This is a genomic window from Microvirga zambiensis WSM3693, from assembly GCF_016735695.1.
In the GTDB taxonomy this organism is placed as follows: Bacteria; Pseudomonadota; Alphaproteobacteria; order Rhizobiales; family Beijerinckiaceae; genus Microvirga; species Microvirga zambiensis.
The window spans coordinates 163,116-186,353 of sequence record NZ_JAERQD010000008.1; the positions used below are offsets into that span (position 1 = coordinate 163,116).

General features: G+C 62.9%; 20 protein-coding genes. 10 read left to right on the top strand and 10 right to left on the bottom strand.

The annotated features are described in order from the left end of the window. Positions 1 to 48: 48 nt before the first annotated feature. The 6 genes from JKL46_RS09105 to JKL46_RS09130 form a co-directional block, all read right to left on the bottom strand. Entirely contained in the window at positions 49 to 1,569 is a 1,521-nt protein-coding gene (locus JKL46_RS09105; protein WP_201832082.1) for a carboxypeptidase M32, read from the bottom strand. A gap of 18 nt (positions 1,570 to 1,587) precedes the next feature. Beyond that, positions 1,588 to 2,592, bottom strand: coding sequence for an ABC transporter ATP-binding protein (locus JKL46_RS09110; RefSeq protein ID WP_201832084.1), 1,005 nt, complete (start codon positions 2,590 to 2,592; stop codon positions 1,588 to 1,590). Next, a complete protein-coding gene (locus tag JKL46_RS09115; RefSeq protein ID WP_201832086.1) occupies positions 2,544 to 3,563 on the bottom strand; it encodes an ABC transporter ATP-binding protein in 1,020 nt (339 codons plus the stop codon). Before JKL46_RS09115 ends, JKL46_RS09110 begins: the two co-directional genes overlap by 49 nt. Then, positions 3,560 to 4,471 (bottom strand): ABC transporter permease, encoded by a 912-nt coding sequence (locus tag JKL46_RS09120; protein WP_201832089.1) that lies wholly within the window; start codon positions 4,469 to 4,471, stop codon positions 3,560 to 3,562. The genes JKL46_RS09115 and JKL46_RS09120 overlap by 4 nt, the downstream gene beginning before the upstream one ends. After that, entirely contained in the window at positions 4,468 to 5,442 is a 975-nt protein-coding gene (locus tag JKL46_RS09125; RefSeq protein ID WP_201832091.1) for an ABC transporter permease, read from the bottom strand. The genes JKL46_RS09120 and JKL46_RS09125 overlap by 4 nt, the downstream gene beginning before the upstream one ends. 142 nt (positions 5,443 to 5,584) lie before the next feature. After that, positions 5,585 to 7,165 (bottom strand): ABC transporter substrate-binding protein, encoded by a 1,581-nt coding sequence (locus tag JKL46_RS09130; RefSeq protein WP_201832094.1) that lies wholly within the window; start codon positions 7,163 to 7,165, stop codon positions 5,585 to 5,587. A gap of 96 nt (positions 7,166 to 7,261) precedes the next feature. On the opposite strand from JKL46_RS09130, the gene JKL46_RS09135 reads away from it, so the two are divergent. From JKL46_RS09135 to JKL46_RS09180, 10 genes are all read left to right on the top strand, one after another. Next, the gene (locus tag JKL46_RS09135) at positions 7,262 to 8,338 is read left to right on the top strand and encodes a GntR family transcriptional regulator (RefSeq protein ID WP_201832096.1); all 1,077 of its coding nucleotides are present in this window, start codon (positions 7,262 to 7,264) and stop codon (positions 8,336 to 8,338) included. Then, positions 8,335 to 9,030 carry a creatininase family protein gene (locus JKL46_RS09140; protein WP_201832098.1) on the top strand — a complete coding sequence of 232 codons (696 nt, stop codon included), beginning with the start codon at positions 8,335 to 8,337 and terminating at the stop codon, positions 9,028 to 9,030. The genes JKL46_RS09135 and JKL46_RS09140 overlap by 4 nt, the downstream gene beginning before the upstream one ends. Continuing rightward, entirely contained in the window at positions 9,030 to 10,046 is a 1,017-nt protein-coding gene (locus JKL46_RS09145) for a ketopantoate reductase family protein (RefSeq protein WP_201832100.1), read from the top strand. The genes JKL46_RS09140 and JKL46_RS09145 overlap by 1 nt, the downstream gene beginning before the upstream one ends. Continuing rightward, positions 10,043 to 10,798, top strand: a complete 756-nt coding sequence (locus JKL46_RS09150) for an SDR family NAD(P)-dependent oxidoreductase (RefSeq protein ID WP_201832102.1) — start codon at positions 10,043 to 10,045, stop codon at positions 10,796 to 10,798. The genes JKL46_RS09145 and JKL46_RS09150 overlap by 4 nt, the downstream gene beginning before the upstream one ends. 42 nt (positions 10,799 to 10,840) lie before the next feature. Further along, positions 10,841 to 11,737, top strand: a complete 897-nt coding sequence (locus JKL46_RS09155; RefSeq protein WP_201832104.1) for a polysaccharide deacetylase family protein — start codon at positions 10,841 to 10,843, stop codon at positions 11,735 to 11,737. Next, the gene (locus JKL46_RS09160) at positions 11,737 to 12,792 is read left to right on the top strand and encodes a DmpA family aminopeptidase (protein ID WP_201832106.1); all 1,056 of its coding nucleotides are present in this window, start codon (positions 11,737 to 11,739) and stop codon (positions 12,790 to 12,792) included. Before JKL46_RS09155 ends, JKL46_RS09160 begins: the two co-directional genes overlap by 1 nt. A 3-nt stretch (positions 12,793 to 12,795) precedes the next feature. Then, positions 12,796 to 13,770, top strand: a complete 975-nt coding sequence (locus JKL46_RS09165; protein ID WP_201832108.1) for an isoaspartyl peptidase/L-asparaginase family protein — start codon at positions 12,796 to 12,798, stop codon at positions 13,768 to 13,770. 87 nt (positions 13,771 to 13,857) lie between these two features. After that, positions 13,858 to 14,814 carry a cyclase family protein gene (locus tag JKL46_RS09170; RefSeq protein WP_425493245.1) on the top strand — a complete coding sequence of 319 codons (957 nt, stop codon included), beginning with the start codon at positions 13,858 to 13,860 and terminating at the stop codon, positions 14,812 to 14,814. Between the two features lie 127 nt (positions 14,815 to 14,941). Then, positions 14,942 to 15,796, top strand: a complete 855-nt coding sequence (locus JKL46_RS09175) for an oxidoreductase (RefSeq protein WP_201832112.1) — start codon at positions 14,942 to 14,944, stop codon at positions 15,794 to 15,796. 106 nt (positions 15,797 to 15,902) lie between these two features. Then, complete coding sequence (locus JKL46_RS09180) at positions 15,903 to 16,361, top strand: YbaK/EbsC family protein (protein ID WP_201832114.1); 459 nt, start codon at positions 15,903 to 15,905, stop codon at positions 16,359 to 16,361. A gap of 27 nt (positions 16,362 to 16,388) precedes the next feature. On the opposite strand, the gene JKL46_RS09185 is transcribed toward JKL46_RS09180, so the two are convergent. From JKL46_RS09185 to JKL46_RS09200, 4 genes are all read right to left on the bottom strand, one after another. Then, entirely contained in the window at positions 16,389 to 17,969 is a 1,581-nt protein-coding gene (locus tag JKL46_RS09185) for a calcium-binding protein (protein ID WP_201832117.1), read from the bottom strand. A 236-nt stretch (positions 17,970 to 18,205) separates the two neighbouring features. Continuing rightward, on the bottom strand, positions 18,206 to 19,354 hold the full coding sequence (locus tag JKL46_RS09190; protein WP_201832119.1) for a glycerophosphodiester phosphodiesterase: 1,149 nt from the start codon (positions 19,352 to 19,354) through the stop codon (positions 18,206 to 18,208). Positions 19,355 to 19,458: 104 nt separating this feature from the next. Then, the gene (locus JKL46_RS09195; protein WP_201832121.1) at positions 19,459 to 20,739 is read right to left on the bottom strand and encodes an MFS transporter; all 1,281 of its coding nucleotides are present in this window, start codon (positions 20,737 to 20,739) and stop codon (positions 19,459 to 19,461) included. Between the two features lie 2 nt (positions 20,740 to 20,741). Next, a complete protein-coding gene (locus JKL46_RS09200) occupies positions 20,742 to 22,826 on the bottom strand; it encodes a TonB-dependent siderophore receptor (RefSeq protein WP_201832123.1) in 2,085 nt (694 codons plus the stop codon). Positions 22,827 to 23,238: the final 412 nt, after the last annotated feature.

Sequence of the window (23,238 nt, forward strand, 5' to 3'; positions counted from 1 at the left end):
CGCGGGGGATTTACCCCTGCGGCCGAGTTCCTGGGTCGCACGACAATCTCAGGCGTATTTGCCGCGCAGATAGGCAAGATAAGGCGCCGGATCGAGGCCCCGGCCCGTCTCACGGACGAGCAGCTCTTCCCGCGTGAAACGGCGTCCGTGTTGCCAGATCTTCGTGCGCAGCTCATCGGCCAAAGCCGCGTAATTCCCCGCCTCTATCGCAGGATCGAGTGAAGGGTTCTGCCGGCGCAGCGTCTCCATTACCTGTGCACCCATGACATTGCCGATGGTGTAGGTCGGGAAGGAGCCGATATAGCCGGTCGACCAATGCACGTCCTGCAGGACGCCCTGCGCATCGTTCGGAACGGTCAGTCCGAGGTCACGCCGGATCGCGGCGTTCCACGCCTCCGGCAGATCCGACACGGGAAGCGAACCGTCCATGAGTGCGCATTCGATCTCTGCGCGCAGCATGATGTGGAAATCATAGGTGAGCTCGTCAGCCTCGACGCGGATGAAGCCCGGCTCGACCCGGGTCACGGCGCGGTAGAATTCCTCTGCGGTCACATCGCCGAGCTGATCCGGGAAGTGGCGCTGCAGGTCGGAGAAGTGGCGCTGCCAGAATGTCAGGCTGCGGACCACATGGTTCTCCCAGAGACGCGACTGGGATTCATGAGCGCCGAAGCTGGTTCCGCCGACCGCATAGAGGCCGACGAGATCGGTCGCGAGCGTCGTGCGGGTATAGGCGGGGTCGACGCCCTGTTCATAGAGCGCATGCCCGACCTCGTGGGCCGTGCCGAACATCGACGCCGGCAGGTAATTCCGGTTGTAGCGGGTGGTGATGCGCACGTCATTGCGGGTAAACGACACCTCAAAGGGATGAACCGTCGTGTCGAGGCGCCCGCGCTTGAAATCGTATCCGAGCTTTTCGGCGAGAGTCAGACCGAAGGCGCGCTGTCCTTCCTCCGGGTAGTCGCGGAACAGGAAGTCCGAGCGAGGCCGAGGCTGGGACCGCGCCGCATCGAGGATCGGTAGCAGCCCGTTCCGCAGCTCGGAGAACAACGCCTTGAGGCTCGCCGCCGTCTCGCCGGGCTCGTAGATCGACACCATGGCGTCATAAGGATGCTCGGTCCAGCCGATGCAATTGGCGTAGGAGCGTGAGAGCTTGACGGTCTTTTCCAGATGCGGGGCGAAAATCGAGAAGTCGCTCTTCGAGCGCCCCTCGATCCAGGCCGCCTGCGCAACCGTGCGAAGCGAGGCGCGCTCCTGGATGAGCGATGCCGGCACGCGCCGATGGTGCTCGACCGCATAACGCGTCTGCTCGACCATGCGTCTCTCGGCGGCATCGGCTGCCAGCCCCTCGACCGCCCGTTCAGCCTCGACGAGAGCCTTTTCGGTCTCGGGCGCAAGCAGGAGATCGCGCGCAATACGGGTCAGGGTTGCGATCTGCTGGCCGCGGGTTTCAGCCCCGCCGGCCGGCATCATCGTGCGCGAATCCCATGTCAGCAACGACGTGGCGTTCAGGACGTCGTTGACGGCGGCGATGCGCTCATGGAGCGCGGCGAGAGAAGCTTGCTGGGTCATTGTGTCGAGGCTTTCAGATCAATCCGTGCCGCCGGTGTTGAGATGGCAAGCGGAGAAACGTCCGGGTCCGATGGCCGTCAAAGGCGGCGCCTCGCGCTTGCAGCGCGGGCCGGCGAAGGGGCAGCGGGGGTGGAAATGGCATCCGCTCGGCGGATGGAGCGGCGACGGGATCTCTCCCGCGATGGGGCGGAAGTTCTTCTTTCCCACGCCGACCCTCGGAACGCTTTCGAAGAGCGCACGGGTATAGGGATGGTTGGGCGCGGCATAGAGCTCCGCCGTCGGCGCCAGCTCCACGATGCGGCCGAGATACATGATCGCAACACGGTCCGAAACGTGGCGCACCACGCCGAGATCGTGGCTGATGAAGATGCCGGTCAGGTCGAGATCACGGCGCAGATCCATGAACAGGTTGAGCACCTGCGCCTGGATCGACACGTCGAGGGAAGCAACCGGCTCGTCCAGAACCAGGAGATCCGGCTTCATCGCGAGGGCGCGCGCGATCGCGATGCGCTGCCGCTGACCGCCGGAGAACTGATGCGGGAAGCGGCGGCGATAGGTCGGGTCGAGCCCGACGCGGCCGAGCAGATCCGCCACATAGGAATCCGCCTCGCGCGGCTTGACGATCCTGTGCGCCACTGGCCCCTCGGCAACCGTATCGCCGATGCGAATGCGCGGGTTGAGGCTCGCGAAAGGATCCTGGTGGATCATCTGAACGCGGGTCGTGAGCTTTTGCGTGCGCCGGCCCTGCTCCTTGGCCACAGGCACCTTGTCGAACAGGATCTTGCCGTCGCTCGGCGTGTAGATGCCGGCGATCATTCGGCCGAGCGTCGACTTTCCGCAGCCGGATTCGCCGACGAGGCCGACGACCTCGCCCTTGGCGACGTTGAGGCTGACATCCGTCACCGCGCGAACGATCTCGGTCTTAGGGCCTGCACCGAGAAGACCGGCAACGCGCTCGCCCAGGTTGGGGTGCTTTACGAAGCGCTTCGATACGTGGTCGATGTCGAGGAGAGCGGCTGGCATGAAACAGGCTCGATCGGGTAATGGCAAAGGGCGGTGCGGCCGTCTTCGAATTGCTGCACCGGCGGCGTGGTCGTACAGGCGGGGCCTGCCTTGAAGCACCGCGGCGCGAAGGCGCAGCCGGGCGGAAGATTGGCGAGCGACGGAGTCGATCCCGGCACCTGCGGAAGCTTCGTCCCGGGCTCGTGCTCGGCCGGCACGGAGGCAAGAAGCCCCGCGGTGTAGGGATGGCGCGGCGACGCGATCACATCAGTCGCCGGGCCGCTTTCCACCACCCTGCCCGCATACATGACACAGATGTCGTCGGCGAGGCTCGAGACCACCGCCAGATCGTGCGTCACCCACACGAATGCGGTGCCGGTCTCGTCCGCGAGACGCCGCACCTCGGCGAGGATCTGGCCCTGGATCGAGACGTCGAGCGCCGTGGTCGGCTCGTCGGCGATGATGACGGCAGGACTGTGCAGGAGCGCGATGGCGATCGCCACGCGCTGACGCATGCCGCCGGAGAGCTGATGCGGATAGGCATCGAGCCGCTCCTCGGGACTCGGAATGCCCACCTTGGCGAGCGCATCGCGCGCCCTGGCGCGGGCTGCCTTGCGGGACACCTTGTCATGCGCCCGCACGGCCGCGATCATCTGCGTCCCGATCTTGAGAACCGGGTTCAGGGTCATCATCGGGTCCTGGAAGACCATCGCGATCTGAGCGCCGCGGACCTGGCGCATGGCCTCACCCCTCAGGCGAGTGAGATCCTTGCCCTTGAGGACCACCTCACCGCCGGCGATCCTGCCGGGCGGCTCGATCAGGCCGAGGATCGAGTAACCGGTCACGCTCTTGCCGGAACCGGACTCGCCGACGAGCCCGAGGATGCGGCCGCGACCGACTTCGAAGCTGACGCCGTCGACGGCCTTCAGAACGCCGGCTCTGGTCTGAAACTGGGTCTGGAGATCCTTGACGCGGAGAACGACATCGCTCATCGGCTGCGCCTCGGGTTCAGAACATTGCGCACTTGGTCGCCGACGAGATTGATGGCGACGACGGTCAGCATGAGAGCGATGCCGGGATAGATCGAGATCCAGTAGCGGCCCGACAGGAGGAACTGGAAGCCGTTCGAGATCAGCGAGCCCAGCGAGGGCTGGGTGATGGGAAGTCCGAGACCGAGGAACGACAGCGTCGCCTCGAGCGCGATGGAATTCGCCACCTGCACCGTCGCCACCACGATCAGCGGCGGCAGCGCGTTCGGCAAAAGGTGGCGGAACAGCACGTGCCGGGCCGGCAGCGGCGTCGAGAGAGCGGCCTCGATATAGTCCTTGCGTCGCTCGGCGCTTGCCGCGCCGTGGGTGGTGCGGGCGAAATAGGCGTATTGCGCCGCGACCAGCGCTGCCACGAGCTGCATCAGCCCCTGCCCCAGCATGGCAACGAGGACCAGTGCGAGCAGGATCGCCGGCAGCGAGAGCTGCAGATCGATGATGCGCATGATGATCGCCTCGACCCGTCCGCCGTAATAGGCAGCGATCAGGCCGACCGTGGTTCCCAGCACGAGCGCCAGGGTGCCGGCCATGACGCCGACGATCAGGCTCGTGCGAAGACCGTAAAGAATGGCGGAGAACAGGTCCCGTCCGGCGGCATCGGTGCCGAGCCAATGGACATAGCCGCCTGAGCCGACCTCGCCGGGCTCGAGCCGGGCATCGAACAGGTCGAGCGCTCCCTGATTGTATGGGTCCTGCGGCGCCACCAGCGGCGCCAGCAGCGCCATGAGAACGATGACGACCACGACGATCAGGGCAGCCACGGCAACCGGGCTCTGCCGGTAATCCGCCCAGAAATTGGCGAACCGGGTCCAACGCGTCTCGGTCGGCAGGGAGAGAGCGGGCGAACTGCTCATGACGCAGCCTTTACGCGAATGCGCGGATCGAGCTGGCCGTAGACCAGATCGACGACGAGATTGATCAGAACGAAGAGGAACACCACGAGGATCAGGTAAGCGACCATCACGGGACGGTCGAGCACCGTAATTGAATCGATGATGAGCTTGCCCATCCCCGGCCAGTTGAAGACGGTTTCCGTCACCACGGCGAACGCGAGCGTGGAGCCGAGCTCGAGTCCAAAGACCGTAACGATGGGGATGGAGATGTTCTTCAGAACGTGGAGCCCGACGACCTTGCTCTCGGACAGCCCCTGAGCGCGGGCGAAGCGCACATAGTCCGAGCTCATCACCTCGACCGTGCCTGCCCGCGTCAGGCGGATGAGGAGACCGAGCTTGAACAGGGCCAGGTTGAAGGCCGGCAAGATGATGTAGCTCCAGCCTTCGAGCGAGGTGATCGACAGGTTCATGCCGAGCACCTGGGTGGTCGGCCCGCGCCCGCCCGAGGGCAGCCAGCCGAGCTCGACCGCGAAGGTCATGATGAGGAGCAGGCCGACCCAGAAGCTGGGCACGCTGAAGCCGAGGACGGAAAAGGCCATGATGGCCTTGGCCGAAAGCGATTCCGGCTTGTAGCCGGACCACAGGCCAAGCGGGATGCCGACGCAAGTCGCGATCATCATGGCCGTGAGCGCCAGCTCCAGGGTTGCCGGGAAGCGCGACCAGATCAGGCTCAGCACGGGAAGGCGATAGATGAAGGACTCGCCGAGATCCCCGTGCAACATGTTGTTCATGAACACGAAGTACTGTTCGTACAGGGGACGGTCGAGGCCATAGCGGTGGATCAAAGCTTCGCGCAGGGCCTGATCTGATGCGGGATCGATCATCACGTCGATCGGATTGCCGATGGCATAGACGCCCAGGAACACGATGATCGACATGGCGATCACGACCATGAGCGCCTGCAGGACACGCTGAATAAGAAAACCGATCATGCTGTCTCGTGCAGGATGCTGCGTATGGAGGCATAGGGCACGAACGCCCCACCTCCGCAAGTCTCTTCAATCAAAGCATCCGGAGGGAAATCGCTTTCCCTCCGGATGAGCCGAGCAGCATTGCCCGGCGTGTTCATAACGATCAGCTCTTCGGCTTGATCTCGTAGGCCAGAGTCTCCTGGTCGACGCGCGGCGGGATGGTGATTGCGCCCTTCTTCGCAGCCCAGACGGTCTGGATCTGAACCGTCGGGATCAGCGCGCGGTCGTTCATGGAAACCTCAGTCACCTTCTCGAACAGAGCGCGGCGCTTCGTGTCGTCCATGGTGCGTGCGCCTTCCTGGAGCAGCTTGTCCACTTCCGGATTGGAGTAGCCCTGCTTGTTGAAGGCGCCGAGGCCGAGCTGCGGATCAGCGGTGTGCACCAGCGATCCATAGGTGTAGCTCGCCTCGCCCGTCAGCGTACCCCAGCCGCTCATCCACAGGGAGAACTCGCCCTTCTGCTGCGCGGGGAAGAACACGGTGCCGTTGAGGGCGTTCGCATTCACCTTCAGGCCGGCTCGAGCCCACATCTGCGAGAGCGCCTCGCACACCGCGCCATCGCCCGGCAGGCGGTTGTTGGTGCAGTGGAAGTCGATCTCGAAGCCCTTAGGATAGCCCGCATCGGCGAGAAGCTGCTTGGCCTTTGCGAGATCGTAGGGGCGCTCCGGCAGGTTCTTGTTGCCACCGAAGAAATTAGACGGCATCAGCTGGTTCGCCGGACGGCCCAGACCCTCGAGCACGACGCGAACGAGCGTCTTGCGGTCGATGGCGAGATCCATGGCCTCGCGCACCTTCGGGTCGCGCAGCGGGTTGGCATCGATTTCCTTGCCGTCGACCTTCACCTTCCGCGGAAGGGTTTCCTTCACATTCGGCGTGAGGTTCAGGAAGTAGACCGAGTCGGCGACGAAGGTGTCGACCGACTTGTCCTTCTGCATTGCGGCGTAATCGGTCGCGGGCACGTAGTTGACGAGGTCGACCTGGCCGGACTTCAACGCGGCCATGCGGGCCGGATCGCTCGGGATCTCCTTGCGGATCACCTTCTGCCAGGGCTGCTTCGCACCCCAGTAGCTGTCGTTGCGCTCAAGGACCAGATCGCCCTTGGGCTCCCAGGACACGAACTTGTAAGGGCCGGTGCCGATGGCGGCCTTGCCGGAGTTGAACTGCTCGTTGCGGGCTTCCATGCCGACATTCTTCGACACCACGAAGAGACGGATGAAATCGTTCGGCAGGGTCGGAGCCGGAGCCTTGGTCTTCACGTGCAGGGTGTACTTGTCGGCGACCTTCGTCTCCGCCACCTGCTTCGTGTAGATCGTCATGCTCATCGGGCCGGTGACGACCGGGATGCGATCGATCGAGAACTTCACGTCCTCGGCGGTCAGCTCGGAGCCGTCGTGGAATTTCACGCCCTCGCGGATCTTGAACTCCCAGGTGGTTTCGTCGATCGGCTTCCAGGAGGTGGCGAGGCCGGGCTTCAGCCCCAGGTTCTCGTCGGACATGACGAGCGTATCGAAGATGTGGCGCAGGGCCTCCGCCTGGCTGCCCAGGGTCGACCAATGCGGATCGATGGAATCGGGACCGGCGCGCAATCCCATGGTCAGGGTCTGTGCCGAAACCGAGCCGCCAAGGACGGTTCCGAGGACGAGAGCTGCAACGAGCGATCCACCAAGCTTGAAGTTTTGTTTCACTTCACTTCCCCTCTTGCTAAGACCCTGGCTTTTCGTCCAAGGTGTTCTTATCGATTAGAACGGTAGGTCACCCGGCAAAGAAAAGTCAACAGCGCTGTGCCCAAACCCCAACCATCTCCTGACACTTATGAAGGCATCCGTTATAGCGGCACGGAACAGACGCCTGACGAGCGCATCCTCGCAGGCCTTGCAGGGGCGCTGGACCGCACTCTTCCCGTGCCGCTCGGCACGCAGCTGCGCGGTCTGATCGAGTTCGGAATTGCGCTTGGCGAATTGCCGACCGGACAACGCCTGCCGTCGGTCCGCGAACTCGCGGAGCGCGCCGGCGTGGCGCATATGACCGTGGCGACCGTCTACCGGGAACTGCGCGAGGCCGGGCTCATCGAGGCGAAGCCGGGTGCGGGCACCTATGTGGGCGATGGACACAACAGCGATGGGCTGCGCTCCAACGCGATTCGAAAGATCCAGCGTCGGATCGAGACGCTCTTCAACGAAGCCGAGCAGCTCGGGCTTGCGCCGTCGGTCGTCTCATCGCTCGTGAATGCCCGCGCCGCACGCGGCCCGACGCCGACGCGGCCCCTGCGCCTCGTTATGGTTGGCAATTTCGTCGAGACGACGCAGCAATATGCCAATCGAATCCAGGAATATATCGGCTCCGACGACACCATCGTCGTCACGACCGTCGATGCGCTGCACGCGGGAGAATCCTTTCCCCTCCCCTGCGATATCTGTGTGACGCTCGCGCATCGCCGTGGCGAGGTCGAACACCTCGTCCCGAGCGGCATTCCCGTCGTGGGAATGAGCTTCATTCCCTCCGAAGAAACCCGTGCGCAGCTGGCGATGATCGATCCGATGGCGCGGGTGGGAATCATCTCGATCTTTCCCGAATTCACGGCCCTGATGAAACCGGGTGTGCTGCGCTTTGCGCCTCACGTGTCGGAGGTCGATGTGCGCCTGATCACCGCGCCCGATCTCGCGGCGTTCCTGTCTCAGGTCGATGTGGCGATCTATGCCAGCGGCGCAGAGGCGACCGTCAAGAAACTTCTGCCGCCGGATCGGCAGGCCATGGAATTCCGCTACGTGCCCGATCCGCATGCGATCCGCGCCACGCTGCTCCCGGTCATCGAGCGCCTGCGCTCATCCATCGTTTCGCAAGAGGAAATATCTTCATGAAAATCAGTGAGATGAACTGGCTTCAGGTGGAACAATACCTGAAGACGGATGATCGCGCCGTCGTTCCGCTCGGCTGCACGGAGCAGCACGCCTACTTAAGCCTGTCCGTCGACAGCATCCTGGCGGAGCGCGTGGCCTCGGAGGCGGCGGCACCGACAGGCGTTCCGGTATTCCCCGTTCAGGCCTACGGCATCACACCCTACTTCATGGCCTATCCGGGCACGATCTCGCTGAAGGCGGACACCTATCTGCGGATCATCACCGACATTCTCGACTCCCTGAAGCGCACGGGCTTCCGCCGAATCCTCTTCGTCAACGGCCATGGCGGAAACACGCCGGGCCAGACGGCCGCGATCGAGTGGATGGGCGCGAATCCGGACTGCCGGGTGAAATTCCACAATTGGTGGAATGCACCAAAAACCTTCGAGAAGGTGAAGCAGATCGACCCGGTTGCTTCTCACGCCTCCTGGATGGAGAACTTCCCCTGGACCCGCCTGCCCGGCATCGAGCAACCTTCTCACCAGAAGCCGATGGTTGACCTCGAGCGCATGCGGACATTCGACCCTGAGGGCGTCCGCGAGATTCTGCAGGAGGGCAATTTCGGCGGCTATTTCCAGCGTTCCGACGAGGACATGAACGCCATCTGGTCGGTGGCCATCGACGAAACCCGCGCGCTGATCGAGACCTGGTGATGAACGAGAACACGATTCTGATCTGGGGCGCCGGCGCCATCGGCGGCACGCTCGGCGCCTATCTCGCCCGCGCCGGCGAGGACGTGCTCCTCGTCGATATCGTCGAGCCGCATGTGGAGGCCATGAAGAAGGATGGCCTCCTCATCGAAGGACCCGTCGAGACTTTCCGCCAGTCGGTGAAGGCTGCGTTGCCGGGCGAGGTCACAGGCCGTTTCAAGCGCATCATCCTCGCCGTCAAGGCTCATCATACCCGCGATGCAGTGCGCGCGTTGAAGCCGTATCTCGCGGAGAACGGCACCGTTCTCTCTGCGCAGAACGGCCTCAACGAGATCGTCATCGCAGAGGAAGTCGGCAACGACCGGACTGTAGGCTGCTTCGTCAATTTCGGCGCGGATTGGCTGGAGCCGGGACGCATCCTCTTCGGCAACCGGGCGGCGGTGGCCGTCGGCGGCCTCGACGGAAAGGCTACCGACGCGGTGCGCGACTATCATCGCCTGCTGTCGATCTTCGAGCCGAAGGCGGTGCTCACCGACAACATCTGGGGCTATCTCTGGGGCAAGCTCGGATACGGCTCGCTGCTCTTCGCAACGGCGCTGACCAACGCGTCCATGTCCGAGAACCTCGCCTCCGAGCGCCACTTTCCGGTCTATCATCGTCTCGGTCAGGAGGTGATGGCGGTGGCGAAGGCGCGCGGCGTAAAGCCTCTCGGCTTCAACGGCTTCGACCCGGATGCTTTCATGCCAGGAGCGGATGAGGCAGCGGCGCGCCGCTCGGTCGCCGACATGGCGGAGTTCAATCGGCATACCGCCAAGACCCATTCCGGCATCTGGCGCGATCTTGCGGTGCGCAAGCGCAAGACCGAGGTCGATGCACAGATTGCGATCATCGGCACCCTAGGCAAGGAGGCCGGAATCCCGACGCCCGCCATCGACAGGATGGTCGCCCTGATCCACGACATCGAGGACGGGCGGCGCGAACAGTCCTGGTCTACACTCGACGAGATGTTGAAGCTATGAAACTCGACTTCACCAACCGCCGCGTTGCGGTGACTGGAGCGGCGCAGGGGATCGGCCGCACCATCGTCCAGTCCCTCGCGGCAGAGGGCGCCCATGTGTGGGCGCTCGACATGGACGAGGCCGGTCTGCGTGTGGCTGCGGAAGCGGGTGCGAAGGCAACCCGTACGCTCGATCTTGCGGATCGTGCCGAAGTCGGCCGTATCTTCGACGAGATGGCGGAAAACATCGGCGGCATCGACATCCTCGTCAATTGCGCCGGCGGCGTTCGCGGGCAGGTGGCGAAGCCCGTTGAGGAGGTGAGCGAGCAGGACTGGCTCGTGCTCTTCGAAGCGAATGTGCACGGCGCCTTCTGGTGCTCGCAAGCCGCAGCACCGCATATGAAGCGCCAGAAATTCGGCCGTATCGTCAACATCTCGTCCGGCGCCGGTCTCCGACCGAGCCTGACCGGTATCCAGGCCTATACCGCCTCGAAGCATGCGCTTGTCGGACTGACCAAGCAGCTCAGCTTCGAGCTTGGCCCATTCGGGGTGACCGTCAACAGCGTGGCTCCCGGCTTCGTGCTCTCCAACCCCGCCACCCAACGGCAATGGGAGAGCTATGGACCGGAAGGTCAGGCGCGTCTGGTGGAAAGCATTCACACGCGGCGGCTCGGACATCCGCAGGATATCGCGAATGCCGTGATGTTTCTGGCTTCGGACGCGGCAGGCTGGATATCCGGCCAGATCATCTCCGCCGACGGCGGGCGTTCCTGATTGCGACCCCGATACGATTTGAGACAAGGAATTTAGAGCACCATGGACGAAATGAGCAGCCAGCCCTGGACCTGGGACGAGCAGACGTGGCGGAGCAAAGTGGATCACGTCCGCGCGGGGCGATCGATGAAGCCGGGCAAGTGGAAGAACGGCGCCCGCTGCGCCGTTGCCCTGTCCTTCGACGCTGACCATGAGACGAACGAGCTTCGCGACGGCGGAAAATCCATCGGGCGCATGTCCCAGGGCCAGTACGGCAACCGCCAGGGCGTGCCGCGCATCCTGAGCGCGCTCGCCAAATACGACGCCAAGGCAACCTTTTTCGTACCGGCCGTTGCTGCACTCCTCTACCCGGATGAACAGCGCCGCGTCGTCGCGGAGGGGCATGAGGTCGGCATCCATGGCTGGATCCACGAGCTCAACAGCCAACTGCCCTATGAAATCGAGCGCGACCTGATGTTCCGCTCGGCCGATACTCTGGAGAAGATCACGGGCGTCCGACCGGTGGGTCTGCGCACGCCCTCATGGGATTTCAGCCCCACCACCCTTCGGATCGAGCGCGAACTCGGCCTCCTCTACGATTCATCCCTCATGGCCGATGACGATCCTTATGAGCTGGTCGAGAAAGGCGAGCCGACCGGCATCGTCGAACTCCCCGTCGAGTGGATCCGCGACGATGCGGTGTATTTCAACATGCACCGCTTCAACGGCCTGCGGCCGCACACGCCGCCAACGGCAGTCTTCGACATCTTCCTCCGCGAATTCGAGCGGGCTTACGAGGAAGGCGGTCTCTTCCTGCTCACCATGCATCCGCATGTGACCGGCTACCGTTCACGGATCTGGATCCTCGAGAAGCTGCTGGAGGAATTCGCGCGGCGCTCGGATATTTGGATCGCCACTCATGCGGAGATTGCAGCCTTCGTGAAGGCGGAGTGCGCCTGATGACGCGCCCTGCCCGCGCTCGGGATGCCGGCCTTGCCTGTGGCGCACTGACCGCAGGCGAGCTCAACAGCATCGCCGATGTGCCGGGCGTGCGCGTCGGCCACCGCACCCTGATCGAGGGGGAGGTTCGCACGGGCGTGACCGCCGTGATCCCGCACGAAGGCAATCTCTATCGCGAGAAGCCCGTTGCCGCGGTTCACGTTCTGAACGGCTTCGGCAAGAGTGTGGGTCTCGTGCAGGTCGAGGAACTCGGCACGATCGAGACGCCGATTCTCCTGACCAACACCCTGTCGGTCGGCACCTGCTGCACCGCCCTGGTGCGTCACGCCATCGAACACAATCCGGATATCGGCCGCGAGACGGCCACCGTGAACCCGCTGGTGTTCGAGTGCAACGACGGCTACTTGAACGATATCCAGGCGCTGTCCGTGACCGAAGACCACGCCCGCGCGGCGATCGCTGCTGCCGCATCCCGATTCGATGTCGGCGCGGTCGGCGCCGGATGCGGCATGAGCACGTTCGGCTTCAAGGGTGGCATCGGGACGTCGTCGCGGAGGCTGGAACTCGACGACAAGAGTTATCATCTCGGTGTGCTCGTCCTCTCCAATTTCGGCCGCGCGGGCGACCTGCGTTTGCCCGACGGCAGAATTGTCGCACCGTTCAGGAAGCAGGCCGAGCGGAGCGATCCCGAAAAGGGCTCGATCATCATCATTGCGGCAACAGATATTCCGCTCAGCGACAGGCAGCTCAAGCGCATCATCCGCCGCTCGGGCGTCGGACTCGCGCGACTGGGGTCGTTCTGGGGCCACGGCAGCGGCGATATCGCGCTCGGCTTTACCACCGCCAATGTGATCGCACATGATGAGATGGCAGATATCGTCGGCTGCCGCATCCTCAATGAGAGCCGGATCGATCACCTGTTCGAGGCCATGGCCGATGCGACGCAGGAAGCCGTCCTCGATGCACTCGTCGCCGCAGGTTCCATGACCGGCCGCAACGGACATAGCCGCCCTGCTCTTCTCGATGTTTTGAACTCCCCACTCTCGGACGCATAACCTATGACCGACTCAAACACTTCAGGCAGCGAATTCGCTTTGGCCATTCACGGCGGCGCCGGCACGATCCTGCGCAGCAAGATGACGCCGGAGCGGGAGGCCGCCTACCATGCCGGACTGCGGCGCTCCCTTGATGCCGGGCGGGTCATTCTCGCCGACGGCGGCAGCGCGCTCGATGCGGTTTCCGCCGCCGTGATGGCGCTCGAGGACGAACCTCTCTTCAATGCCGGCCGCGGCGCCGTCTACACCTCCGCGGGCAAGCAGGAGATGGATGCCGCCGTCATGGATGGCAGCGACCGCTCCGCAGGTGCCGTCGCCGGCATCTGCGGGCCGCGTAATCCGGTTCTCGCCGCGCGCGCCGTCATGGAACATTCCGGCCACGTTCTGCTGATAGGCGAGAGCGCCATGGAATTCTGCCGCCGGCAGGGGCTCGCCTTCGCTGAGCCGTCCTATTTCTTCACCGAGCAGCGCTGGCAGGCACTGCAGGAGACGCTGGCCATGCGCCAGGGCGGCGACGAGGACCTCGACGAGTCGCGCAAGCACGGCACGGTCGGAGCGGTCGCCCGCGACCGGAACGGTAATCTGGCGGCAGCGACCTCGACCGGTGGCATGACCGCAAAGGCCCCGGGGCGCGTCGGCGACAGCCCGGTGATCGGCGCGGGAACCTGGGCAGACAATGAGACCTGCGCGGTCTCCGCCACTGGCCACGGCGAAATCTTCATCCGCTATGCCGCCGCCCATGAGATCGCCTCCCGCATGCGCTATGCCGGCCAGACCCTGGACGACGCCGCGCGGGCCGTGGTGATCGACATGCTGGCGCCGGCGGGCGGTTCCGGTGGCATCATCGCCGTCGATCATGCGGGCCATGTTTCCCTGCCCTTCAACTGCTCCGGCATGTATCGCGGCGTCGTCAAAGACGACGGCAGGCTTCTCACCGCGATCTATGACGAACCGCTGATCGACTTCCGCAATGCCTAACAACGAGGCAGCCGTGGTGCGAAGAGGGCATTGAACTGGAGGGCTCCCGGATGGATGATCGCGTGGCTTATCAAGGGAGAGCCTATCGTGATCTCGAAAGCCATCTCATCAGCAGTCTTCCTCACAAGCACTCTCGTTTTTTCGGCCACACTGGCACAACAGCCCGCACAGCAGCCGCCGGGGCTCTGGTCCATCTATGAACAAAGTATCAAAGGCGCGAAGCATATCGACCTGACCCATGCCTTCGCGCCTGTCCAACCGGTCTGGCCGGGCTTCGGGCACGCGGAATTCAAGGCCACGACGGCCGGCGCCGATATCCCGGGCTATGTTCAGAAGGGCGATGAATACACCTATGCCAAGCACGGGTTCGTCGCGACGAGCTACGCGCTTACGACGGACCAATACGGCACGCAGCTCGATCCGCCCGCGCATTGGGACGAATATGGGGCTACGATCAGCGATCTTCCGCCCACCTACGCCGTCCGTCCGCTCGTGGTGATCCCGATCCAGGATAAGGTAGCGGCCGATCCGGGCTATCACATGAGCGTTCAGGATATACGGGATTGGGAAAGCCGGAACGGGCGGATCCCGGAAGGCGCCGTCGTGATGGTCCGCTCGGATTGGTACAAAGGCTGGAACGATACATCCCGCTTCGCATCGAAGCCGCATCCGGGCGTCAGCCTCGACGCGCTCAAGTTCCTGCACCTCGAGCGCAAGATCCTGTTCCATGGGCACGAGCCCCTCGACACGGATACGACGCCGACGCTGGAAGGCGAAGCCTGGCTTCTGCACAACCACTACACCCAGGCCGAGGGCGTCGCCAATCTCGACAAGGTGCCGGAGGCCGGCGCCCTCATCTCCATCGGCTTCGCCAAGCCGCTCGGCGGCACGGGGGGCTATGCCCGCTACATCGCCATTGCGCCCGCCGACTGGTCTCAGGGTGTGACGGTGGCAGATGCACCGGGAGCCCCTCTGCCGAAGCAGACCGCGCCTCTGCGCCGGGATGAGAAAGGCGTCATGCGTCCGCAGGCAGGCGCGAAGTGAGGTGAATACGTGAAAGGGCCGGATCTCGGCCCTTTCACCCGAAACTGCACCTCGCGATGGCTATTCCCTCCCTTGAGGATCCGCCTATATCCCACCCGTTCCGAAGCCGCCTGAAGGGGAGAGCTCCATGCCGCTCAACGACAACGCCGTCTGGTTCATCACTGGTTGCTCGACCGGATTCGGGCGGGAACTCGCGCAGATCGTGCTGAAGCGCGGCTGGCGTGCCGTGGTGACCGCGCGCGATGTCGGCCGGGTTCAGGATCTGGCGCAGGGATACGAAGACAAGGCCCTCGCCCTCGCGCTCGACGTCACGAAGCAAGACCAGATCGCCAAGGCCGTCAAGCAGGCGGAAGATCGCTTCGGTGCCATCGACGTGCTCGTGAATAACGCCGGCTACGGCTATCAGGCCTCCATCGAGGAAGGCGATGATGCGGAGATCAGGGCGCAGTTCGACACCAATGTCTTCGGCCTTGCGGCCATGACGCGCGCGGTGCTTCCGGGCATGCGGGCCCGCCGCCGCGGGCATATCGTCAACATTTCATCCCAGGCAGGTTTCATCGGCTACCCGGGCTCCGGCTATTATGCCGCCACCAAGCACGCCGTCGAAGGGTTGTCCGACGCCTTGGCCAAGGAGGTTGCGCCGCTCGGCATCAAGGTGACCTGCGTCGAGCCCGGACCGTTCCGCACCGATTGGGCCGGCCGTTCCCTGCAGCAGCGACGCCCGACGATCGCGGATTACCGGGACACGGTCGGCGCGCGGCTTGAAACGACGGCGAACTACAGCGGTCAGCAGCCGGGCGATCCCGTGCGGGCCGCGGAGGCGATCGTCAAGGCGGTGGAGGCGCAAGATCCGCCGAAGCATCTCGTGCTGGGCGCCATTGCGCTCGATGGAATTCGGGAAAAGCTGAACGAGACGCTTGCCGAGATCGACGCCTGGGCCGAGACAAGCCGGGGAGCTGACTATCCGGAGAGCGACCGCTAGCAACCGGTTTGCAATGACCGCGGGATAGGAGCTATCACGGGGCATCGTCTTGCATGGGATGCTCACTGCATCATGCGTTTCATCGACCTAAGGGAGTCCATTGGCCATGAGCCTTGAATCCGTCCGCGCGTTTCTGGCTCGGAAAGCCCCGGATATCGAGATCATCGAGATGCAGACCAGCACCGCCACCGTGACCCAGGCGGCGGAAGCGCATGGCGTCGAGCCCGAGAAGATCGCCAAGACCTTGTCACCACGTGTCGGCGAGCGCAATTTCCTCGTAGTTACGAGCGGCACCGCGCGGCTCGACAACCGCAAGGTTAAGTCCACTTTCGGCGGCAAGGCCTCGATGCTCGATGCGCAGCAGGTCCTCGCCCTGACGGGCCATCCGGTGGGTGGGGTCTGCCCCTTCGGCCTGGCGACGCCCCTGCCTGTTTATTGCGACATCTCCCTGAAGGCCTTCGAAGAGGTCGTGCCGGCGGCGGGCTCGATCCATGCGGCCGTGCGCATCGATCCGAAGCGCATGGCGGATCTCGTCGGGGCCGACTGGGTCGATGTCTGCCAGTAGCTTCGGCAATTCGCCGTAGGCGATAGGCTAAATGACGTAGAAATCCTTATCGGTCAGCGCGAGACCGGATTTCAGCTTGAAGAACAGGATCGCCTTGTATTTCGTCCCCGACCCGTCGGCATCATAAGACAGATAGCCGTTCTTCTTGTTGTAGATGAGATAGTCGTTCCCATCCTGCGCCTTGCTGCCGATTGTGAAGAAATCCGGGTTCAGCTTTCCCGCCTTCCCCAGTTTCTTGAAGATGCTGTTCTCCAGCCGGATCGTATCGTCCTTGACGTTGAAGTCCTTGATCGTATCGACATTGGTCTTCGCATTCAGCGCATTCTTGAAGACGAACGAGTCCTTTCCCCAGCCACCATACAGGGTGTCCTTGCCTGCGCCGCCGTCGAGATAATCGTTGCCGGCATCGCCGTAGAGCGTATCGTTGCCGTCGCCGCCCTGGAGGGTCTCGGCATTCGCTCCACCATAGAGAGTGTCGTTCCCGCTCTGGCCCATGAGCCGGTTATTTCCCGTTCCGCCATAGAGAAGATCGTTGCCGGCGCCACCATCGAGCGTATCGTTTCCGACATCGCCATAGAGCCTGTCGTTGTCGTCATCCCCGCTCAGAAAATCGTTTCCGATTCCGCCATAGAGAAGATCCTGCCCGCCGCCGCCGAAGATCCGGTCGTTCCCGCCGTCGCCGTAGAGGCTGTCATTGCCGTCGAGCCCATGGATCTCATTGGCACCCAGGTTGCCGAAGATCTCGTTCGCCAGCGCATTCCCGACCAGGTTGATGGCGAAGGTCCCCCCTGCGGCCTTCAGCACCTCGACATTCGCACCCAGCGCGTAGGACGCACTGGCGATGACCGTATCATAGCCCTGCCCGGCTTCTTCCCAGACCAAGTCGGATGCGTTGTCGACGATGTAGAGATCGTCGCCCGCCCCGCCGATCAGCATATCGACGCCGCCCTTGCCATCGAGCGTGTCATTGCCCGAGGTGCCTTCGATGCGATTGTTGAATTCATTGCCTGTCAGAGACAGAGCACTGGCATTTGCGACGGCTTTGAGTTCCTCGATCTCGGCACCCGCCGCCATTGCGAAGCTGGCGCTCGTCCACACCACGTCGTGGCCGCCGCCCGGAGCCTCGATTACACGGTCGTCCATGTTGTCGACGAAATACGTGTCATTGCCCGACCCACCGTCGAGCGTATCGGCCCCGTCCCCACCATCGAGCGTGTCATTCCCGGCATACCCCTCCATGTAGTCGCCATGAGAGGAGCCGGTAAGGCGATCGTCGCCTTTCATGATAGCAATTGCAGCCGCATCGCCGAGCTGGTGGAACATCTCTAGATTGTCAAAGGTGAAGAGAATGGCGCCACCCTGTTCACCATAGGTCAGCCAAGACGTATTCTGCGAGCTGAAGCGCAGGTAAGAGACCTGCCCGCCCGCTTCGGAAACAGCCACCCCCTCGTAGAATGAGTCATACCGAAGGTTGCCGGCCTGGACGCTGAAGGTCGCCGTCTGTCGACCATCCTCCGTACGTTCGTCGACGTTGCCAATAACGCCCTTGAAAAAATCCCGCAGCCGAAGGCCAAATGGCATAGCGTTACTGAACGTGACAACGGCCATCGTCGGGTTCCAGGGGACTTTCAGAGGCCGCGTCCATAAGCAATCTGGATCAGGCTCGTTTTCAATCGCAGCCCAGCCACCGCTTGGCGGTATCTGAGCAAATGCCGGCAGAAATTAAAGGTGGATTTCCAAGACTAGAGCGGAATATTTAACCTCCGCCCATCCCGATTGCAATGAAACCCCGGCGGAGTCTCCTCCGCCGGGTCTCACATAATCGTCAGCAACAATGTATCGCTTCAGCGCGCCTTGACGGCCGTATCGGGGAAGTCGCTGAACAATCCGTCCACTCCGAGCGCATAGAACGCCTTGTATTCGGCAGCAGGGTCGCCCTTGAAGGACGAGGCCAGGCGCTTCGGCTCATTGCGGAAGGTCCAGGTGAAGACCTGAAGGCCGGCTGCATGGGCATCCTTCACCACGGATGTCGGTGCGGCAAGAACGCGGTCCTGCTCATCCGTCTTGCCATCGCCGTTGAGATCGTCCGGCTTTCCGTCGCCGTTCGCGTCGAGCTGCTTGGTCGGTAGGATATACGGCTTCCAGGGAGCCAGGATGTCGGCATAGGAGCGGACCTCCGTCAACCCCTCCTTCGACAGCAGATCCCTGTAGGTGCGCTTGTCACCGACGACCACGAAATCGTAAGGCTGGGCGTAAGGTGCCGAGAGGACGATGTTGCCGTCCTTGTCCACGTCCTCCGCATCGAGGAGCTGGGCGAGCTTCACGTCGATCCGCGTGTTCAGGTATTTCAGGTTCGCCACCTCGAAGCTCTGAATCACGACCGGCGCTGAGGCACCGCCCCAGCCGGCCTCTTTCAGCAGCGTGACCAGCCGGTCCTCGATGGGCAATCCGATGGCGGCATGGAAAGTCGAGTGCTTGGTCTCTGGGGCGATGCCGATGACCCTGCCCCTTGCAGCAGCTTCCTTCTTGGCGAGATCGACCACTTCCTGAAGAGTCGGGATCTGGAACTGTCCGTTCTTCGATTGGTCGCGATCCGCCATCGCCTGCTTGGCACGAAGCTGCTTGATCTCGGCGAGGGTGAAATCGCCGGAGAACCAATCGGTCGTCTCCACGCCATCGACCTTGCGGGTGGTCTTGCGGGAGGCAAACTCAGGCCGGTTCGCCACGTCTGTCGTGCCGCTCAGCATCGGCTCGTGCCGGGCGATCAGGACACCGTCCTTGGTCACGACGAGATCCGGCTCGATGAAGTCGGCCCCCATTTCGATCGCCATCGCATAGGCCTCGAGCGTATGTTCCGGGAGATAGCCGCTCGCCCCACGATGGGCGACGACCAGGGTGCGCTCACCGGTCAGCGTCTTCTCCTGAGCGACGGACGACCCGGCCGCCAGCGGAAGGCCAAGTGCCGCCGCTCCCAATATTGCCAGATAATTCATGGACATTCCTCCTGCGCAGCGTCTCTAGCGGCGTTTCTATGACGCCGTGATGAAACCGATTATGTAGCTGGAACATCCCTGGGGGAAGATCTGAGCCGGCCCGCTCACGAGTGCTGCGGCAGGGGCTGCGGGCGCTGCGCATCCGCCCTCCCAGCGATCGGTGCTGAAACACCTCGGCTCAGCGTGGCGATCGGAGCAGCGGCAAGAACGATGAGCGAAGCAGCCAGGCCGAAATAGGCGCCGTAGCCGAAATTCTGGGCGATCCAGCCCGCACCGATGCCGCCGATCATGCTGACGAGCGCATCCATGCATTGCAGGAGGGTGAAATCGATGCCAGCCTGGCGCGGGTCCGAAAGCCCCATGAACTGGGCATAGAGCGCCACGAAGCCGAGGGCCAGAATGGCGGAGGAACTCGCCAGGGCCAGGGCGAGCAGAAGCCACTGGGATGTTCCTCCGGCCCACGCCGCCGCCGCCAGCCCTGCCAGTGCCATCGCCTGCAGCCCAAGGGAAAGAACTATGACCAGCCGTGCGCCCCAAAGGCGGACAAGGGCTCCGCCCAGAAGAGCGCAGCCGAAGCCGACGATCATGCCGCCGGCTCCGTTGACGATCCCCAGCGAATTCAGGTCGAGGCCGGAATCCACAAGGAACGGCCCGAGCATCACCAGGCCCCATTTCTGCGACAGCGCGTAGAGAGCGGACAGCGCCAGCCCCTTGCGCATCACGCTGCGGTTCAGCGCGTCGCGCAGCGACGGCTTGTGCAGGCGCGCGGATTTGGGTGTGACCGGTGGCGACCGGACGAAGGGCAGCCCCAGCAGCACCAGCATGATCGCCATGACGATCATCGCCTGCGCCCAGTCGATCCTGGCGACGAGCACGAGGAATAGCCCGGAGCCGATGGCGGATCCGAGATAGGCCCCGCCCACCTGAGCGGCATTGCCCCAGCCGTGGTATCGTTCGGACAGGCTCTCGACCGCATGGCCATCGCAGGCGATGTCCACGGTGGAGGCGGCGAATGCGACCACGATGAAGATCGCCATGAGCGACACGAAGCTCGTCGGACCGATGCCGGCGGCCAGAACGAAGCAAATGGCCGTAATCAGCCCGCCGACGAAGACGATGGAGCGTGAACGGCTCGGCCCAGTCTCCGGCAGGCGATAGCGCTCGATCATCGGCGCCCAGAGGAACTTCAAAACCCACGGCAGAACCGCGAGATAGGTCAGTCCGATCTGATCGAGAGGCAGGCCCCGATCACGGAGAACACTCGGAAGCGCAGTGAATGTCACGCCTCCGACGATGCTCTGTCCGACATACAATCCGCCTATCGACAGGACGATGGCGAGCGGCGAACCGAGACCCCGCCCGATCCGCGCCTTCGCGGCGGCCATCGCTACCACCTGTACCGCAGGCTCGCGATGACCTTGCGGCCTTCGTCGAAGTAGCAGTAGTTGGATGTGCAGACCTGACCGTCCTCATCGAGCAGGTTCGTGGCATTGACCTGGAAACGGAAGCCCTTGAGGCTAGGATTGATATTCTCGAGGTCATAGCGGATCGCGGCGTCGAGATAGGCGCGCGGATCGTTCTCGATGATGGGCCGATTGAGGTTGTCGCCGAAGCTGGCGCCGACATAGCGGACACCGCCTGCAATGCCGAGCCCCCTCGCCGGCCCATCCTGAACTGTGTAGTCGAGCCAGAGCGAAGCCATGTGCTGGGGCACGCTCGTCAGGCGGTTGCCCTCGGTTTCCGGCGTCAGCTGCAGGATACGGGCGTCGGTGTAGGAATAGGACGCCAGGACATTGAGCCCGTCCGTCAGCGAGGCGACGCCTTCGAGCTCGAAACCGCGCGATCGAAGATCGAGCTGAACCTGCTGGTTGAGGCCGTCGACGACCTGATACACGACCGCATTTTCCTGCCGGATATCGAAGACCGCGGCCCGGATCGACGCGTTGTAGCCGGGCAGATCGTATTTCACGCCGACCTCGACCTGCTCGCCCGTCGTCGGCTGCGCAACGCCGCCGTTCAGCACGGTACCGGGATTGGGCGTGAAGGACGTGCCCCAGCTCACATAGGGAGCAAGGCCGAAATCGGTCACATACCCGAGAGCCGCACGCCCTGTGAACTTGGTGTCGTCTTGGTCGAACGCGAACCCGGCGCTGTTGAATTCGCTCGTCAGCCAATCATGGCGCCCGCCAAGGGTCAGGCGCCAGTTCTGCCACTTGAGCTGATCCTGAATGTAAATGCCCGTGAGCGTCTGCGTCTGGTCCTCGCGATAGGAGAGGACCGGGTCCAATCCCACGGGAATCGCGGCGTCGAAGCCCTGCTTGGAGACATAGCTCAGACGGCTGACATCCAAGCCTGTCAGGATCGTATGATCGACCGGACCCGTTCTTACGCGGCTCTCGAGATAGGTATCGCTCACGACTCCCCAATTGTTCTCGCGGGTCAGACCGGAACCGCCATAGACATATTCCTGATTGGTGCCGAGCGCCGAGAAGCGGGTGCGCTGGCGCAGGGTGAACATGTCGTTGAAGCGGTGCTCGAACTCGTAGCCGATGCGGCCCTGCTGCTGGCGGAAATCGTTGTAGCGCTTGTCGCCGGCGAAGACCCGGGTGGCGCCGATCGACAGGCTAGTCGGATTGCCGGCAGCATCCGTCGCATAGTTGTTGAGATAGGCCGCCGTGCCACCCGTGGTCGAGTCCATATACTCGCCGAGGATCGTCAGGGTCGTCGCATCGGTCGGCTTCCAGGTGATGGCCGGCGCGATGAAGACGCGGTCGTCCGGAACAGCACTGATCTCGGTTCCGGCATCACGCACCAGGCCGGTCAGGCGATAGAACAGCATGTTGTCCGCGTTGGCAGACCCTGAGAGATCGAAACTGCCCTGGATGCGTCCATAGGATCCAGTCTGCACCTCGACCTCCCTGAAGGGCAGGAAGGTCGGGCGCTTCGAGATCAGGTCGACGATGCCGCCGGTGCTGCTCGCCCCGTAGATCGAAGAGGCCGGGCCCCTCAGGATCGTGATCCCTTCAAGACCGTAGGGCTCCAGTCTGAAAAGACCGTTCGGGCTGTTGACCTGTCGCAGCCCGTCGCGGAACACGCCGGTATAGGTCACATCGATGCCGCGGATCGTGAACGCGTCGTAGCGCGGATCGAATCCGTAGCTGCCGACACGCGTCCCCGGCGTGTAGGCCACCGCATCCAGCAATGTTTGCGGCTTGCGATCCTCCAACTGCTCCTGCGTGATGACTGAAATCGACCGCGGCGTCTCGAGAATGGGCGTATCCGTCTTGGTCGCACTCTGGATCGAGGTCGCGACATAGCGGTCCGCCGTGATCGGTCCCGTCTGAGTGTTCTGGCTTCCCTCGACCGTCACCTCTTCCAGCTGAATGGCTCGCGTCTCGTTCGATTGCGCGAGCGCTTCACTGGAGATGAGGACAAGAGCTGTCGATGCCAATAATGCAAGGGGACGCTGCACGGCGGATAACCTTTGAAAACAAGAACGATGTTTTTCCGCCTATCAGAGCCTTTATCTGCGAGTCAAATACTCTAGTTTTTAATTATTACAATCAAAATTACCATATTTTAGAAGATTTCTATTTTGTATTCTTTGAAATAATAACTATCGATATTTACCGCTGACACGACAATCATAATTCTTATACAGTCAATGTTCATTCGTTCGCATGCTTTGCCGACTTCTCAAGCGTTACGAGTCCAAGCCGCCTCAAGGGCATCGTTTATCGTGTTCAGATCACGAGACGTGCTTTTCAACACCGAATGCTCTTCTAACTCACGGTAAGAGCATCTCTAAGAGGCTGACTGAAAAAGGTTGAGTGGCCTCAAGCCCCTGTGATTCCGTCGGATTTGCGAAGATTCGATGGAGGTCA

Coding starts and splice junctions, on each gene's coding strand:
- JKL46_RS09160 (WP_201832106.1), top strand. CDS start 11,737: ATGACGCGCCCTGCCCGCGCTCGGGATGCCGGCCTTGCCTGTGGCGCA.
- JKL46_RS09145 (WP_201832100.1), top strand. CDS start 9,030: ATGAACGAGAACACGATTCTGATCTGGGGCGCCGGCGCCATCGGCGGC.
- JKL46_RS09190 (WP_201832119.1), bottom strand. CDS start 19,354: ATGAATTATCTGGCAATATTGGGAGCGGCGGCACTTGGCCTTCCGCTG.
- JKL46_RS09185 (WP_201832117.1), bottom strand. CDS start 17,969: ATGGCCGTTGTCACGTTCAGTAACGCTATGCCATTTGGCCTTCGGCTG.
- JKL46_RS09155 (WP_201832104.1), top strand. CDS start 10,841: ATGGACGAAATGAGCAGCCAGCCCTGGACCTGGGACGAGCAGACGTGG.
- JKL46_RS09125 (WP_201832091.1), bottom strand. CDS start 5,442: ATGATCGGTTTTCTTATTCAGCGTGTCCTGCAGGCGCTCATGGTCGTG.
- JKL46_RS09150 (WP_201832102.1), top strand. CDS start 10,043: ATGAAACTCGACTTCACCAACCGCCGCGTTGCGGTGACTGGAGCGGCG.
- JKL46_RS09195 (WP_201832121.1), bottom strand. CDS start 20,739: ATGGCCGCCGCGAAGGCGCGGATCGGGCGGGGTCTCGGTTCGCCGCTC.
- JKL46_RS09105 (WP_201832082.1), bottom strand. CDS start 1,569: ATGACCCAGCAAGCTTCTCTCGCCGCGCTCCATGAGCGCATCGCCGCC.
- JKL46_RS09165 (WP_201832108.1), top strand. CDS start 12,796: ATGACCGACTCAAACACTTCAGGCAGCGAATTCGCTTTGGCCATTCAC.
- JKL46_RS09115 (WP_201832086.1), bottom strand. CDS start 3,563: ATGAGCGATGTCGTTCTCCGCGTCAAGGATCTCCAGACCCAGTTTCAG.
- JKL46_RS09110 (WP_201832084.1), bottom strand. CDS start 2,592: ATGCCAGCCGCTCTCCTCGACATCGACCACGTATCGAAGCGCTTCGTA.
- JKL46_RS09175 (WP_201832112.1), top strand. CDS start 14,942: ATGCCGCTCAACGACAACGCCGTCTGGTTCATCACTGGTTGCTCGACC.
- JKL46_RS09140 (WP_201832098.1), top strand. CDS start 8,335: ATGAAAATCAGTGAGATGAACTGGCTTCAGGTGGAACAATACCTGAAG.
- JKL46_RS09180 (WP_201832114.1), top strand. CDS start 15,903: ATGAGCCTTGAATCCGTCCGCGCGTTTCTGGCTCGGAAAGCCCCGGAT.
- JKL46_RS09120 (WP_201832089.1), bottom strand. CDS start 4,471: ATGAGCAGTTCGCCCGCTCTCTCCCTGCCGACCGAGACGCGTTGGACC.